13 protein-coding genes are annotated in these 14,327 nt (G+C 71.0%); 9 read left to right on the top strand and 4 right to left on the bottom strand.

Going from position 1 to position 14,327, the window contains the following annotated elements; genetic code table 11:
• Positions 1–2 precede the first annotated feature (2 nt).
• From BJP65_RS10770 to BJP65_RS10790, 5 genes are all read left to right on the top strand, one after another.
• The gene (locus BJP65_RS10770) at positions 3–1,169 is read left to right on the top strand and encodes an alpha/beta fold hydrolase (protein WP_070409142.1); all 1,167 of its coding nucleotides are present in this window, start codon (positions 3–5) and stop codon (positions 1,167–1,169) included.
• A gap of 84 nt (positions 1,170–1,253) precedes the next feature.
• On the top strand, positions 1,254–2,303 hold the full coding sequence (locus BJP65_RS10775) for an acyl-CoA dehydrogenase (protein ID WP_258027462.1): 1,050 nt from the start codon (positions 1,254–1,256) through the stop codon (positions 2,301–2,303).
• The gene (locus tag BJP65_RS10780) at positions 2,297–3,679 is read left to right on the top strand and encodes a PIG-L family deacetylase (protein ID WP_083285815.1); all 1,383 of its coding nucleotides are present in this window, start codon (positions 2,297–2,299) and stop codon (positions 3,677–3,679) included. Before BJP65_RS10775 ends, BJP65_RS10780 begins: the two co-directional genes overlap by 7 nt.
• A complete protein-coding gene (locus tag BJP65_RS10785) occupies positions 3,676–4,395 on the top strand; it encodes a glycosyltransferase family 2 protein (RefSeq protein WP_070409143.1) in 720 nt (239 codons plus the stop codon). Before BJP65_RS10780 ends, BJP65_RS10785 begins: the two co-directional genes overlap by 4 nt.
• 90 nt (positions 4,396–4,485) lie before the next feature.
• The gene (locus BJP65_RS10790) at positions 4,486–5,667 is read left to right on the top strand and encodes a zinc-dependent alcohol dehydrogenase (protein WP_070409144.1); all 1,182 of its coding nucleotides are present in this window, start codon (positions 4,486–4,488) and stop codon (positions 5,665–5,667) included.
• Positions 5,668–5,746: 79 nt separating this feature from the next.
• Here BJP65_RS10790 and BJP65_RS10795 read toward each other — a convergent pair whose 3' ends face one another.
• Positions 5,747–6,970 carry a carbamoyl phosphate synthase large subunit gene (locus BJP65_RS10795; RefSeq protein ID WP_055832852.1) on the bottom strand — a complete coding sequence of 408 codons (1,224 nt, stop codon included), beginning with the start codon at positions 6,968–6,970 and terminating at the stop codon, positions 5,747–5,749.
• A gap of 118 nt (positions 6,971–7,088) precedes the next feature.
• Between BJP65_RS10795 and BJP65_RS10800 the strand changes: the two genes are divergently transcribed.
• The 4 genes from BJP65_RS10800 to BJP65_RS16595 are packed head-to-tail and all read left to right on the top strand — an operon-like array spanning position 7,089 to position 11,277.
• Entirely contained in the window at positions 7,089–8,804 is a 1,716-nt protein-coding gene (locus BJP65_RS10800; protein ID WP_070409145.1) for a circularly permuted type 2 ATP-grasp protein, read from the top strand.
• Entirely contained in the window at positions 8,798–9,730 is a 933-nt protein-coding gene (locus tag BJP65_RS10805) for an alpha-E domain-containing protein (RefSeq protein ID WP_055832854.1), read from the top strand. Before BJP65_RS10800 ends, BJP65_RS10805 begins: the two co-directional genes overlap by 7 nt.
• Complete coding sequence (locus BJP65_RS10810) at positions 9,727–10,572, top strand: transglutaminase family protein (RefSeq protein ID WP_055832855.1); 846 nt, start codon at positions 9,727–9,729, stop codon at positions 10,570–10,572. The genes BJP65_RS10805 and BJP65_RS10810 overlap by 4 nt, the downstream gene beginning before the upstream one ends.
• A 57-nt stretch (positions 10,573–10,629) precedes the next feature.
• Positions 10,630–11,277 carry a hypothetical protein gene (locus tag BJP65_RS16595; protein WP_156784874.1) on the top strand — a complete coding sequence of 216 codons (648 nt, stop codon included), beginning with the start codon at positions 10,630–10,632 and terminating at the stop codon, positions 11,275–11,277.
• Between the two features lie 254 nt (positions 11,278–11,531).
• Here BJP65_RS16595 and BJP65_RS10815 read toward each other — a convergent pair whose 3' ends face one another.
• From BJP65_RS10815 to BJP65_RS10825, 3 genes are all read right to left on the bottom strand, one after another.
• Positions 11,532–12,452 carry a hypothetical protein gene (locus BJP65_RS10815; protein ID WP_156784875.1) on the bottom strand — a complete coding sequence of 307 codons (921 nt, stop codon included), beginning with the start codon at positions 12,450–12,452 and terminating at the stop codon, positions 11,532–11,534.
• Between the two features lie 115 nt (positions 12,453–12,567).
• Complete coding sequence (locus BJP65_RS10820) at positions 12,568–13,197, bottom strand: hypothetical protein (protein ID WP_070409147.1); 630 nt, start codon at positions 13,195–13,197, stop codon at positions 12,568–12,570.
• Between the two features lie 166 nt (positions 13,198–13,363).
• Positions 13,364–14,323 (bottom strand): alpha/beta hydrolase, encoded by a 960-nt coding sequence (locus BJP65_RS10825; protein WP_070409148.1) that lies wholly within the window; start codon positions 14,321–14,323, stop codon positions 13,364–13,366.
• Between the last annotated feature and the right edge of the window lie 4 nt (positions 14,324–14,327).

Raw genomic sequence — 14,327 nt, forward strand, 5'->3', positions numbered from 1 at the left:
GCATGCGCGAGAGTGTGCGATCCCTCCGGCGCCCCGCCACCGACGAGGCGCCGGCGTTCGACCTGACCTACGTCCGCTCCGGTCCGCGCGGTGCCACGCCCGTCGTCGTCGTCCCGGGGGGACCGGGCCTCGCGTCGGTGCTGCCGTACGCGGGGCTGCGGCGCTGGGCCGCCCGCGGCGGGCTCGACCTGATCATGGTCGAGCACCGCGGAATCGGCCGCTCGCGCAGCGATCTCGACGGGCGCCCCCTTCCGCCCGAGGCGATGCGCGTGACCGCCGTGCTCGACGATCTGGCCGCGGTCCTCGACGCCGAGGGCATCGACCGGGCCGCGATCGTCGGCTCCTCGTACGGCAGTTATCTGGCGATGACGTTCGGGGCGCGGCATCCGCAGCGCGTGGCCTCGATGCTGCTCGACTCGGCCCTGCAGTCGACACACGACATCGGCCTCGAGCGCGCGCGCCTGCGAGAGCTGTTCTGGGACGCCGACGACGACATGGCCCGCGGTGTGAAACGCCTCGTGGCCGACGGTGTCGACGAGCGGGTTGTGCTCGACATCGTGCGCGCGGCGTACGAACTCGGCGGCACCGATCTCGTGCACCCGCTCGTGCGCCACGAACCGGGGTTCGCCTGGCGGGCGCTGGGCGCCTACGCCACCCGCGGTCGCTCGATCGCGCGGATCCCCGGCATCTACGACTTCGACCTCGTGGGCACCATCGCCTTCCGGGAGCTGCACTACGCCGGCACCCCCGACGGGCACCCGCTCGACCCGGCTCTGACGTACCTGCCCCTCGCGCACCGCTACCCGGCCTTCGCGGGGGAGCCCTACGACCTGGTCGAGGCGGTGCGCACCTTCGACTGGCCCCTCGTGGTGCTCTCGGGCGACCGCGACCTGCGCACCCCGCCGCCCATCGCCGAGCGCGTGGTCGCGTCGGCTCCGGATGCCGTGCTCGTGCGCATCCACAACGGGCACAGCGCCCTCGACACCCACCCCCTGGCGCTTCTCAACGCGACGCGTCGGCTGGTGCGCGGGCAGCAGGACCGCCTTCCCGGAGACGAGGCGGCCCTGGATCGCCTGCCGCGAAAGGGACTGTCGGCGTCGTTCCCCGGGATGCTCGTGGGACTGGCCCGCTTCGATGCGCTGGTGCGCCGGCGGGTGCTGAAGCGCTGATCCGCGGCGCCCCGTGCACTGCCCGGGACGAGACGCGGTGTCAAGGATCTGCCCGAATGTCGCTCCCGGACGAATGCTGTCAGGGTGACCGACGACGGCGACCATCCCCCCTTCCCCCTGCTGGTTCCCGAGGACTCCACCGACCTCGACGACGTGCGCTCCGCGCTGCGGGGCGCGGATGCCGTGGACGACCTCGGCACCGACCTCGCCGCAACGCTCGCCTGGGTCGTCGCCGTGCCGCGGCCGCGGTCGCTCGCCGCGTCGTGGGAGCTGCTCGCCTCGGTCGCCGCGCGCGACATCGCCGCGGCGCGCGTGCTGGAGCCGCACCTCGATGCGCTCGGCATCCTCGACGAAGCGGCCGCGGCCGGCATCGCCCTCGATCTCGACGCGAGCGGCTCGTGGGGCGTGTTCGCCGCCGAAGGGCCGGGGGCCCGGCTCGAGGCGCGGCAGGATGACGGTACCTGGACGCTGCACGGGACCAAGCCCTGGTGCTCGCTCGCCGCCGACCTCGACCACGCGCTCGTCACGGCCTGGGTCGACGACGAACGTCGCCAGCTGTTCGCCCTCGACCTGCGCGACTCGGCCGTGACCGCGCGACCGGGACCCTGGCACGCGCGCGGGCTCGACCGGGTGGTCAGCGCCCCGATCGACGTCGACGCCGCGGTCGCCGTGCCGGTAGGGGAGCCCGGGTGGTACCTGCGTCGCCCCGGCTTCGCGCACGGCGGCGTCGGGGTCGCCGCCTGCTGGTGGGGTGGGGCGATGCCGCTGCGCACGGCGCTCGCCGCGGCCGCCCGCGGCGAGCGTGCCGATCAGCTCGCCCGCGCGCACCTCGGCCGGGCCGACGTGGCCCTGTGGGCGGCGCGCGCCGTGCTGGTGGAGACGGCGACGGTCTTCGGCGCGGGGGGCTCGGCATCCGAGGGTCTGCGGGCCGCCCGCGCGCGAGCCGTGGTCGCCGACGCGGTCGAGGTGACCCTCACCGAGGCCGCGCACGCGCTGGGCCCGTCGCCGCTCGTCGCCGACGAGAGACACGCGCGGCGCGTCGCCGACCTGCAGGTCTACGTGCGTCAACACCACGCCGAGCGCGACCTCGCCCGGATCGGCGGCGACGTGGCGACGGAGGGCGGGCGATGGTGAGCTTCGACCACCGCGACCCCGGCACCGCCGAGAGCGTCTGGACCGCGGCGCTCGCCGAGCGCCGCCTCGCCCCGCTCGACCTCGACGTGGACCGGGTGATCGTGATGGCCGCGCACCCCGACGACGAGAGCCTCGGTGCCGCAGGCCTGCTCGCCACGGCCGCCGCCCGCGGCATCGCGATCGACCTCGTCGTCGTGACCGACGGAGAGGGCTCCCATCCCGAATCGCCCACGCACACCCCGGCCACCCTCGCGCTGCGCCGCCGCCGGGAGCTGCTCGAGGCGTCGGACATCGTCGGTCTCTCGACCGACCCGCTCTTCCTCGGTCTTCCCGACGGCGGCACCGACGAACACCGGGAGGTCATCGCCGCCGCGCTGCACGACGCCCTCGACCGCGCGGGCGATGAGCGCGTGCTGGTGCTGTCCCCGTGGCGCGGCGACGGGCACCGCGACCACCGCGTCGTCGGAGAGATCGTCGAGCAGGTCTCGGCGGCTCGGGGCGTGCGCTCGCGCGCCTTTCCGATCTGGCTCTGGCACTGGGGCGGCCCGGGAGACGTGCCCTGGCCGCGCGCGGAGCGTCTGGACCTCGACGCCGCGGCTCGGGATGCCAAGACCCGCGCCGTCGACGCCCACGCCAGTCAGCTGCTCCCGCTGTCGGCCGCTCCCGGCGATGAGCCGATGGTGCACGACCGCATGCGCGCGCACTTCGCGCGAGAGGTGGAGGTGTTCGTCGCACCCGACGCGGGAACGCTCGACCCGCACCCCACCGCGGCCACCGTCGGCCAGGAATACTTCGACGACATGTACGCCCGGCACGACGACCCGTGGGGCTTCGACTCGCGCTGGTACGAGGAGCGCAAGCGCTCCGTGCTGCTCGCCGCGCTGCCGCGCCGCCGGTACCGCTCGGCGTTCGAGGCCGGCTGCTCCACGGGCGCGCTGACGGCCGCGCTCGCCGACCGGTGCGACCACGTCCTCGCGGTCGACCTCGCCCCGGCCGCCCTCGACCGGGCGCGAGAACGACTCGGTCCGCGCGACGACGTCGAACTGCGTCGGGCGAAGCTCCCCGCCGAATGGCCCGAGGGTCGGTTCGACCTCGTCGTGCTGTCGGAGGTGGCGTACTACTGGGGTGCCGGCGACCTCGACCGCGGGCTCACGGCGAGCGTCGCCTCGCTGACCGCCGACGGCCACCTCGTCGTCTGCCATTGGCGGCATCCGGTCGCCGAGTACCCGCGCAGCGGAGACAGCGTGCACGACGCGCTCGCCGCCCGGTCCGACCTCGTCCGTCTCGTGCGGCACGAGGAGGAGGACTTCGTGCTCGAGGTATTCGGACGCCCGGGGGCGTCGTCGGTGGCGACCGAGGCGGGACTCGTGTCGTGAGAGCGGTGACGGTGGTCATCCCCGCGCACGACGAGGAGGCGCTGATCGGACGCTGCCTCGCGTCGGTGGCCCGGGCGGTGGCGCACGCGCGGGATCGCGAGACCGACCTGGTCGCGAGGGTCGTCGTGGTGCTCGACGCGTGCCGCGACACCACCGCCCTGCAGGTGCGGCGATGGGCGGTCGACACGATCGCGATCGACGCGCGCAGCGTCGGCACCGCGCGCCGGGTGGGCGCGGCGCACGCGGTGGCCTCCGTCGACGTGCGCGCCGACGACACCTGGATCGCGATGACCGATGCAGACACCGTCGTGCCGCGCGAATGGATCACCCACCAGCTCGATCTGATGCGCGACGGCGCCGACCTGGTGCTGGGAACGGTGCGCCCCGACTTCGCCGACCTCAGCGCCCGACACGCGGCGTACTGGCGCTCGACCCATCGCCGGGGCGAGCCCGCGGGCAACGTCCACGGGGCCAATCTCGGGGTGCGGGCGAGCGTGTACGCCGCGGCGGGCGGCATCCGCGATCTCGTCGAGCACGAAGACGTGGCGTTCGTGCAGGCGGCGCGGGCCGTGGGTGCGGTCGTGCGGGTGAGCGACGCCCACGAGGTCGAGACCTCGGGTCGCTTCACCGGTCGCACGCCCGCGGGATACGCCGCGTTCCTGCGGCGGGTGCACGCGTGGGTCGACGCTCCACCGCTGGCGGCACCGGGCGCGTGACCCATCCGCCGGGGTTCGTCAACCACCTCGGTCGCGCGAGACACGAGGCCGCAGACTGGGCGTCCCCCGGAATCGACGGAAGGCACAACGATGAAGGCACTGACCTGGCAGGGCAAGCGCAGCGTGAGCGTCGAGGAGGTCCCCGACCCGCAGATCCTCGAACCCACCGACGCGATCGTGAAGATCACCTCGACGGCGATCTGCGGCTCCGACCTGCACCTGTACGAGCTCTTCGGACCGTTCATCGACAAGGGCGACGTGCTCGGACACGAGCCGATGGGCGTCGTGGTCGAGGTGGGGTCGGCCGTGACGAACCTCGCCGTCGGCGACCGCATCGTCGTGCCGTTCAACATCTCGTGCGGGCACTGCTTCATGTGCCGCCGCGGACTGCAGTCGCAGTGCGAGACCACCCAGGTGCGCGAGTACGGCAGCGGTGCCGCGCTCTTCGGCTACACCAAGCTCTACGGCCAGGTGCCGGGCGGACAGGCCGAGTACCTGCGCGTGCCGCTCGCCGACTACAACCACATCCGCGTCGGCGACGACCTGCCCGACGACCGCTACCTCTTCCTCAGCGACATCGTGCCCACCGCCTGGCAGGGTGTGAAGTACGCCGACGTCCCCGAGGGGGGCACGCTCGCGGTGATGGGCCTCGGCCCCGTCGGCCAGTTCGCCGCCCGCATCGGCGTGCACCTCGGCTACCGCGTGCTCGCGATCGAGCCCGAGGCCGACCGCCGCGCCATGGCCGAACGCCACGGCGTGCTCACCTACGACCTCACCGACACGGTGGTCGACGAGCTCGTCGACCTCACCGAGGGGCGCGGAGTCGACGGTGTCGTGGATGCCGTGGGCATGGAGGCCCATGGCAACGGCGGCATCAAGCTGGCGCAGAGCGCCATCGGCCTGCTGCCGGACCCCCTGGCGCGCACGCTCATGGACAAGGCGGGTCTCGATCGTCTCGCCGCGGTCTACGCCTCGATCGACCTCGTGCGTCGCGGCGGCACCGTCTCACTCAGCGGCGTGTACGCCGGTGAGGCCGACGTGCTGCCGATGAAGACGATGTTCGACAAGCAGATCACCTTCCGCATGGGCCAGTGCAACGTCAAGCGGTGGATCGACGACCTGCTGCCCCTGGTCGAGGACTCCGCCGACCCGCTCGGCGTGATGGACCTGGTGACGCACCACGCGCCGCTCGAAGACGCCCCCGGCCTGTACGAGACGTTCCAGAAGAAGGAAGACGGCTGCATCAAAGTCGTCCTGCGCCCCGGCTCCTGACCCGCACCCGTGGCGTGAGTCGCCGAGGTTCGTCGCCCGGCGGATGCCGGAAGCGACGAACCTCGGCGACTCACGCGCGTCAGGCGCGGCCGGCGTGCACGGCCTCGAGGGCCGAGGCGTCGGCGTCGGACATGCCCTCGATCGGCTCGCCGTTCCACACGATGTCGTCGCCGAGGGCGGCGAGGATCTCTTTGCGGTCGCCGTGCGAGATCTTCGCGCCGTGCACGATGGTCGCGGGGCTCCACAGCATCGCGGCACCGTCCCACCAGCCCGCGCCCACGTCGCGCACGTGCAGCAGGTCGTGCAGCGTCTTCGATAGGTGCGACAGCGGCTCGGTGAAGGCGTCGGCGAGAACCGCGAGGGTGATCTGCCGCTCGGTGCCGGCGATGGCGACGACGGGCTCGTCGAGCCGGCCCTCGATCGCCTTCGACACGTCGGCGGCCTCGAGCAGGATCACGCCGTTGGTCGGACGCGGGTTGCACTCGATGATCTTGTAGTCGGGCGCGGCCTCGCTGCCGTGGTCGACGAAGTCGAACGAGATCTGGCCCGAGAAGCCGGGGTCGAGCGCGTCGACGAGCTGCTGCGTGTAGCGCAGGGTGTCGGTGCTGTCGACGGCGATGAACGCGATGGCCGTGGAGTGCGCCCACTGCTCGGCGGCCTTGTACGTGGTGTGGGCCAGCACCTTGCCGTCGACGACGACGCTGTACGTGCAGACCATGGGCCCGTCGACGAAGGGCTGCACGAGCCACGGCTGCTCGGGGGTGGGCACGCACTCCTCGACGGGGATCTTGCCCGCGAGCGGACCCGTGTTGGTCAGCAGGCCCACGCCGCCGCGCGAGAAGGCCGCGCGGGCGAAGAAGCGGGGGAAGCTGTCGATGGCGGCGCGCAGCTCGTCGGGCGAGGTGACGACGACCGTCTCGGGGATGGGCACCCCGGCATCCTGGGCCAGGCGTTGGAAGCTGGCCTTGTCGTGCAGGCGGGCCAGGTCGGCGAAGTCCCCGGCGAACAGGCGCACGCTCGAGGGCAGGTCGGCCACGCGCGCGGCGAGGTAGAACACCTCCTCGAACGTGGGGATGATCAGGTCGATGCTGTGCTTTTCGACGTAGTCGGAGACCGCGGCGATGAACGCGTCGGTCTCGAAGCGCGGGGAGGGCGTCGCGAGGTGCCCGGCGAGGAAGCGCGAGTGGTTGCCCACGGCCCCGTCGTAGGTGTCGCTGGCGAAGACGGTATGCCCGACGCTGCCGAGCTTGCGGATCAGGTCGAGAGCGAACGTGTTGCGGGAACTGGTGACGAGCACGCGCATGGAGGCACCCTTATCGTGGCGGCGGACGTTGGCGTCACTCTATCGATCGCCCGTGTCCGCGCACGTGTCACCGGCGGAGGAAACGTGTCGGCAACACGGCGCTGAGTAGAGTCATCGCATGGGTGACCTGTTCGACGGTTACGGCTCCACGCTGGCGCCGCGCAAAACCGCATCCGGCGTTCCGGCGTACGACGAGATGTTCGGCGGTCCGGCTGGTCCCGGAGACGCCGTGCCCTCGCGCGAGGCGTACCGGGAGCTGTACCAGACGCTCGCGAAGATGACGCAGCAAGAACTGCGCGGTCGCACCGAGTCCCTCGCGAGTTCGTATCTGGCGCAGGGCGTCACGTTCGACTTCGCGGGCGAGGAACGGCCCTTCCCCCTGGATGCCGTACCCCGGGTCATCGCGTACGACGAGTGGTCGCGCATCGAGGCCGGCGTCAAACAGCGCGTCCGTGCGCTGGAGGCCTTCCTCGACGACGCGTACGGCAACCAGCACTGCGTGCGCGACGGCATCCTCCCCGCCGGTCTCATCGCGTCGTCGCAGTACTTCTACCGCCAGGCCGCCGGCATCCGCAGTGCCAACGGCGTGCGCATCCAGGTGTCGGGCATCGATCTGATCCGCGACGAGCACGGCGAGATGCGGGTGCTCGAAGACAACGTGCGCGTTCCCTCGGGGGTCTCGTACGTCATCTCGAACCGCCGCGTGATGGCGCAGACCCTGCCCGAGCTGTTCGTCTCGATGCGGGTGCGCCCGGTCGGCGATTACCCGAACAAGCTGCTGTCGGCGCTGCGCGCGTCGGCCCCGCCCGGAATCGACGACCCGAACATCGTCGTGCTCACCCCGGGCGTCTACAACTCCGCCTACTTCGAGCACACGCTGCTCGCGCGCCTCATGGGCGTGGAGCTGGTCGAGGGGCGCGACCTGCTGTGCATCGGCGGCAAGGTCTTCATGCGCACCACCCGCGGCCCCCAGCGTGTCGACGTGATCTACCGTCGCGTCGACGACGAGTTCCTCGACCCGCTGCAGTTCCGCGCCGACTCCATGCTCGGCGCCCCCGGGATCATGCTCGCCGCCCGGTTGGGCAACGTCACGATCGCCAACGCCGTCGGCAACGGCGTCGCCGACGACAAGCTGCTCTACACCTACGTGCCCGAGCTCATCCGGTACTACCTGGCCGAGGAGCCCATCCTCAAGAACGTCGACACGTGGCGGCTCGAAGACCCGGGCGCCCTCGAAGAGGTGCTCGATCGTCTGCCCGAACTGGTCGTGAAGCCCGTCGACGGCTCGGGCGGCAAGGGTCTGGTCGTGGGCCCCGACGCCTCGCCGGCCGAACTCGACACGCTGCGCAAGCGCCTGCTCGCCGACCCGCGCGGGTGGATCGCTCAGCCGGTGGTCATGCTGTCGACCATCCCCACGCTGGTCGAAGACGGCATGCGCCCGCGGCACGCCGACCTGCGTCCCTTCGCGGTGAACGACGGCGACGACATCTGGGTGCTGCCCGGCGGCCTGACCCGCGTCGCCCTTCCCGAGGGACAGCTCGTGGTCAACTCCAGCCAGGGCGGCGGGTCGAAGGACACGTGGATCGTCGGCGGATCGGCCCCCTCGCACGTCGAGTACGGCCAGGGTCAGGGCGTGTCGGGTCTCGTGGCCGATCAGGCCGCGGTCACCGAGTCGATCCCGATCATCTACGACGGCCAGCCCGCCCCCGCCACCTCGCCCCGCGACCAACGCCCGGGCCGCGATCAACAGGAGCAGCAGCAACAGGATGCCGGTGTGCAGCACGGCCCCCAGGCCGAGCAGCAGCAGCAAGCGCGAGAGGTGCCGGAATGCTGAGTCGGATCGCCGAGAGCCTGTTCTGGATCGGGCGCTACATCGAGCGCAGCGACGGGACCGCGCGCATCCTCGACGTGCACCTGCAACTGCTGCTCGAGGATCCGTGGATCGACGAGGACACCGCCTGCCGGTCGCTGCTCAGCGTGATGGGGTCGGCCTGGCCCGAGGAACTCGACACCGTGCGTCGCGACGACGTGCTCGCGCGTCTGGCCGTCGACCGCATGAACCCGTCGAGCATCGCCTACTCGATCACCGCGGCGCGCGAGAACGCCCGCCGGGCTCGCGAGATCGTGTCGACGGAACTGTGGGAGATCCTCAACACCACGAACTCCCGCATGCCGCGCCGCCTGCAGACCGACAAGGTGCACGAGTTCTTCCAGTGGGTGCGCGAGCGCGCCGCCCTCGCGATCGGCATCGTCGACTCCTCGACCAACCGCGACGAGGCGTGGCAGTTCTTCACCCTCGGGCGCAGCATCGAGCGCACCGACATGACGGCTCGCCTGCTGGCCACCCGCTCGCTCACCGAGGTGTCGGGTCCGTCGTGGACGACGATCCTGCGCTCCTGCGGGGCGTACGAGGCGTACCTGCGCACCTACCGCGGCATGCCCAGTGCGCGAAACGCCGCCGAGTTCCTGCTGCTCGACCGTCTCTTCCCGCGGTCGATCATCTACTCGATCCAGCGGGCGGAGGACTGCATGAGCGCGATCGACCCCCGCGCCGACCGCGTCGGACACTCCAACACGGTGCTGCGCGCCCTCGGACAGATCCGCAACGACCTCGAGTACCGCCCGGTCAGCGACATCCTCGCGGAGTTGCCCGAACACATGCAGCGCGTGCAGACGGTCTCGCGCGAGGCGTCGGAGGCCATCCGCTCGCGGTTCTTCCCGACGCAGGCCGAGCCCAGCTGGATCGGAGAGATCTCGTGAAACGCCTCCGCATCGAACACCAGACCGGCTTCGCCTACCCGGGCGACGTGTCGGCGTCGTACAACGAGGCGCGCATGCTGCCGCACTCCACCGACAGCCAGTTCGTGCTGAGTTCGTCGCTCGACATCGAGCCCTCGACCTCGGTGAACCAGTACGTCGACTACTTCGGCACGCGCGTCGCGGCGTTCGACGTGCTGTCGCCGCACCAGGCGCTCACGATCACGGCGCGCTCACTCGTCGAGGTGCGGCCGCGCCCGATCGAGCACGCCGACATCACGTGGGAGCAGTTGGCGTCCGAGTCGGCGCGCTCGATCACCACGGTCGAGCAGCTGACGCAGACCCGCCGCACGACCCCGCACGCCGAGGTGGCCGAGCTCGCCCGTGCCATCGCCGCGCAGCACGACCGCCCGGGTCCGGCCGCGCACGCCATCGTCGAGGCCGTGGGTGACGCGATCGACTACATGCAGGGCGTCACGGGAGTGCACTCCACCGCGGTCGACGCGTGGGAGGCTCGCAAGGGCGTCTGCCAGGACATCGCCCACATCGCGATCGGGGCGCTGCGCGAAGTCGGCATCCCGGCCCGGTACGTCTCGGGCTACCTGCACCCGAAGCCGTCCGCCGAGGTCGGCGAGGCCGTGACGGGCGAGTCGCACGCGTGGGTGGAGTGGTTCGCCGGCGACTGGCAGGGCTTCGACCCCACCAACAACATCGAGATCGGCGACCGTCACGTACTCGTCGGTCGCGGCCGCGACTACAACGACGTGCCGCCGCTGCGCGGCGTGTACGCCGGCCCCGGCAAGAGCAATCTCAAGGTGAAGGTCACGATCACGCGCGAGACCTGACGCTGGTTACCCGGAAATATACGCAGAGCGTATAGTTCCAGGGGTATAGGAGGGTTCATGGGCGCCGACGTCGACATCGCACGGTCGATTGCTGCGTCACCGTTGCGCACAGCCCGCCTGAAAGACCTCCCTCCGCTCGTTCGGAACACGTGGCGAACCGTTGAGAGGTTGACGGACCGCGGCGCGCTGGTGCGACTGTCTCATGGTGTCTATACCGCTCCCCCCGATGGGGAAGACGGGCGTTCTTGGCGACCGTCGCTCGAGTCCACCGCCTTGGCTATCGCTGCGGCACGGGTGGGCGGCCGGTCGGCCGCCCTGATGGGAACAAGCGCGGCCCGCTACTGGGGAGTCCTTCCCCGAGCGATCGGTGTAGCAACCGTCGCGGTCGACCGGGGGAAGCACTCGGCCTTGGAACTGGATCACGGAGGAACCGTCCTCTTCGTCCCGCGGCGTTTTGATCTGCTCGATCTCGTCTTGGAGCGCACGAGTCTTGGGCGTGGGCTCGTCACGACGCCGGCGCAGACGCTTTTCGATCTGCTTTCGCGGCGTCCCGCTGATGGCCTCGAGAAAGAGATCGATGGGGCAGTCGACAATCTGATCGCTCGGGTCGAGGTCCCCGATTACGCGGATGTCCTCGCACGCTCTGCTCGCCCGGGCAAAGCTGCTCGCGCCGCACTCGAACGCCTGCGAGAGAAGTATGAGTGAGGCGCGCCCGACGTTCGGTGGTCGTGGACCTACGGTCGGTGTCCTCGACGAGGAAGAGCGGCGCGCGGTTCAACGGCTCTTCGGTGTCGCCGCAGAGCAGGTGGCCCGAGATCATGTCGTCTCCCATGCGCTGGCGGCCATAGCCGAGCTGAGTACGAACCATGTCGTCTTCTTCGGCGGAACGTGTGGAGTTGCTCTTTCTGTGGCGGCGTTCTGTGATCACTTCGTATCGCAGGGGTGGTGGTCGCTCGCGTCTACGCCTCGGCGTGCAGACCGATCGCGACCAGGTGTGCAGCCGCGTCGCGGACGCGCTTGGGCGCGTCGTCGGCGTGCCCGTGCTGAGCGGTGACGGCCATAGTGAGAGCGTCGCCGTGCAGGCGCGGGTGGTGCCAGATGGTCGCCGCGATCCCGTCGAGCACGTGCACGGTGTCGGCGGCGAGGACGACGACCCGCTGCCCGTCCGTGACCGCGTTGCGCCCGGGGATCTCCGACCAGCGGTCCTCCTGTGCGGGCGGAGTTGCGAGGAGGCCGGCGGTGATCGGGACGAGCTGCTCGGCGTCGCGGTAGCGGACGCGGTACACGCCGCCGATGCCGGCGGCGAGGCGGGCGAGGATCGGGATGCCGTTCTCGAGCGCCGGCAGGGCGCTCGTCTCGGGGACCAGGAGCGGGATCGCGTCGGCCAGGTCGAGGAGTTCCAGCTGCGCCGCCCCGATCAGGTACGGGTCGCGGTCGAGGATCACGAGCGCGGCCAGCCGCGGGTGCGCGGGCGCGGGGAGGAGGCCGAGCGCGTCGGGGGAGAAGGGCCGCTTGGGCATGCCCTCCGCGGTGCGGAGGAGGAGAGGCTTCTCGTAGGGGAGGATCCGCCCGTCCGGGGTGATCCCGGTGGTCTCGTCGGTGAGGTATCCGTAGGAGCGGCCCAGGGTCGCGGCGGCCGTCGTCTTCCCGCGACCGGACGGGCCGACGAGCACGATCGCCGCGCCGGTCCGGTCCGCGAGGGCGCAGGCATGCAGCATCAGGAGAGAGCCCTGCGCGGCCTCGATCACCCGCAGCGTCACCTCCGCGATCGCCTGCGCCGCCCGATGCTCGAACGCATCCGGCGTGCTCACCATGGTGAAGGAGCTGTGGCTCGGAAGATCGGGTCTCGCGTGGCGCGTGCGCTGCCATAGGGCGGTCATGCCCTCGCGGTCCTTCGTGGATACCGCGCTGAGGTCGACGCCGATCGATCGACCGAGAGCACGAATCGTGAGCATCACGGCCGGCGAGTTGCGGGACGTGTGCTCCGCCTGCGGATCAGCGACCGTCCGGCATGAACACTGCCGCGAAGGAGGTCTGCGCGGAGGAGTCGGACGCCGTGACGGCGATCGTGGCGGAGTCGCCGCTGCGATTCATGATGCAGAGGAAGCGGAGACTCTGCCCCGCGTCCAGCGGGCTGAAGCCGTAGGTCTCGACAGCATTCGGCTTGCCAGAGCCGCTGAGATTGAACGCTTGGCTTTCCCCTCCACCGTTGTCGACGCCGACGATCAGCGAGCGCCGATCATCCCGTGTCGAGTAGACGAAACGCACCGCGCTGAACACCTGCGTCTCCTGCGAGGTGTTGGTGATGGTGAACACCGCCTGAGTGAGGCCGAACTGGGTCAACTCCGGCGTACTCCAGGTGCCGGTCAGTCTGTCGAACGGCGGCGGCGGGGTCGTGCTCGCGTGCGCGGAGGGCGCGCCGACGGCGGCGATGGCGAGAGGCACAGACCAGCCGGCGGCCTGCGCGACACGGCGGCGCGAGGGGCCGGCCTGGTCGGTGGTGGCGTCGTCGTGCTCATTCGTGGGTGCTGCGCTCCGCAGCGGTCGGTCCGGCATCGGGATCGGAAGGAGCGGCGGCCGCGAGACGTGGGGCGGTCCGGTGTCCGTGCCGCGCAGCGTCGGCACGGTCCGGTCGACGTGCGCGGGGGACGCGACACTCGACGCGCTCAGTGTGACGCATCTCCCATCGATCACCCGAGGATCGGCGTATCCCCCGTTAAGAGCGTGCGCCTGACGGCTACCCGGGGGCCGAGCCGATTGTCCCGTAAGGGGATGGCCAACCGGTCGCGGTTCAGCTCCTGAGTGCGCGTCGAGCGTGGACCGCTCGGAGGGCTTGCAGTCCCTCTTCTCGCCAGGCTTGAGCGGAGGCCATGACTTTCGTGAAGGCGCTGGATCCGTGGATGTGCCCGCGTTGGAGGGAGAACGTGGCGGGTACTCCGGCGGCGGTGAGGCGTTCGGCGTAGCGTGCGCCGTCGTCGGCGATGGGGTCGTATTCCGCGGACATGATGTGCGCCGGGGGCAGGTCGTTGAGGTTCTCGGCGAGGAGTGGTGAGGCGTAAGGGTTGGTCGCGTCGGCCTCGGGCGGAAGGTACAGGCGTCGGCACAGGTGCAGGGTCTGCTCGGTGAGTCCGTAGCCGGTGGCGTTTCGGCGGATGGAGGGGCTGCTGAAGGTGAAGTCGAGCGCGGGGACTTCCAGCAGTTGGAAGGCGATCGCGGGGCCGTTGTTGTCTCGGGCTTTTAGGCAGAGGGCGGCGGCGAGGTTGGCGCCGGCGGATCCTCCGCCGACGGTGATCAGGTCGGCGCGGGCGCCGAGGTTCTCGATGTTCTCGGCGACCCAGAGCAGCGCGGCGTAGCTGTCGTTCAGGGCGGTGGGGAAGGGGTGTTCGGGGGCTTTGCGGTACTCGACGGCGACAACGATGCAGTCTGCTCCGGCGGCGCGTTCCTGGCAGAGGATGTCGATGACGATCGAGTGGATGGTGCCGCCGATCCATCCGCCGCCGTGGAAGTAGAGGTGGATGGGGTGGGGGCCGTCGCTGTCGGGGTGGAAGACGTTGAGGGTGATCTCCCCGTCCTGGACGGGGAGTCTCGCGGTGCGCTTGCTTCGGACGGGTGGGGCGGGTTCGAGCAGCTGCTCGGCGAGTGCGGCGGCGGCGGCGTTCTCCTGCGAGCGGAAGGCGGCGATGTCCTCGATCTCGGCGGGGACGGGCGGCATGGTCTCGAGCAGGGGGACGAGGAATGGGTCGAGCGGCATGGGT

The sequence above is a fragment of the Microbacterium sp. BH-3-3-3 genome (assembly GCF_001792815.1).
Lineage (GTDB): Bacteria > Actinomycetota > Actinomycetes > Actinomycetales > Microbacteriaceae > Microbacterium.

What these genes read in the sequence shown, in the direction of transcription:
- BJP65_RS10825 (WP_070409148.1), bottom strand. Translation starts at nt 14,323, where the DNA reads ATGCCGCTCGACCCATTCCTCGTCCCCCTGCTCGAGACCATGCCGCCC.
- BJP65_RS16595 (WP_156784874.1), top strand. Translation starts at nt 10,630, where the DNA reads ATGGGCGCCGACGTCGACATCGCACGGTCGATTGCTGCGTCACCGTTG.
- BJP65_RS10815 (WP_156784875.1), bottom strand. Translation starts at nt 12,452, where the DNA reads ATGACCGCCCTATGGCAGCGCACGCGCCACGCGAGACCCGATCTTCCG.
- BJP65_RS10805 (WP_055832854.1), top strand. Translation starts at nt 8,798, where the DNA reads ATGCTGAGTCGGATCGCCGAGAGCCTGTTCTGGATCGGGCGCTACATC.
- BJP65_RS10790 (WP_070409144.1), top strand. Translation starts at nt 4,486, where the DNA reads ATGAAGGCACTGACCTGGCAGGGCAAGCGCAGCGTGAGCGTCGAGGAG.
- BJP65_RS10780 (WP_083285815.1), top strand. Translation starts at nt 2,297, where the DNA reads ATGGTGAGCTTCGACCACCGCGACCCCGGCACCGCCGAGAGCGTCTGG.
- BJP65_RS10795 (WP_055832852.1), bottom strand. Translation starts at nt 6,970, where the DNA reads ATGCGCGTGCTCGTCACCAGTTCCCGCAACACGTTCGCTCTCGACCTG.
- BJP65_RS10770 (WP_070409142.1), top strand. Translation starts at nt 3, where the DNA reads ATGCGCGAGAGTGTGCGATCCCTCCGGCGCCCCGCCACCGACGAGGCG.
- BJP65_RS10800 (WP_070409145.1), top strand. Translation starts at nt 7,089, where the DNA reads ATGGGTGACCTGTTCGACGGTTACGGCTCCACGCTGGCGCCGCGCAAA.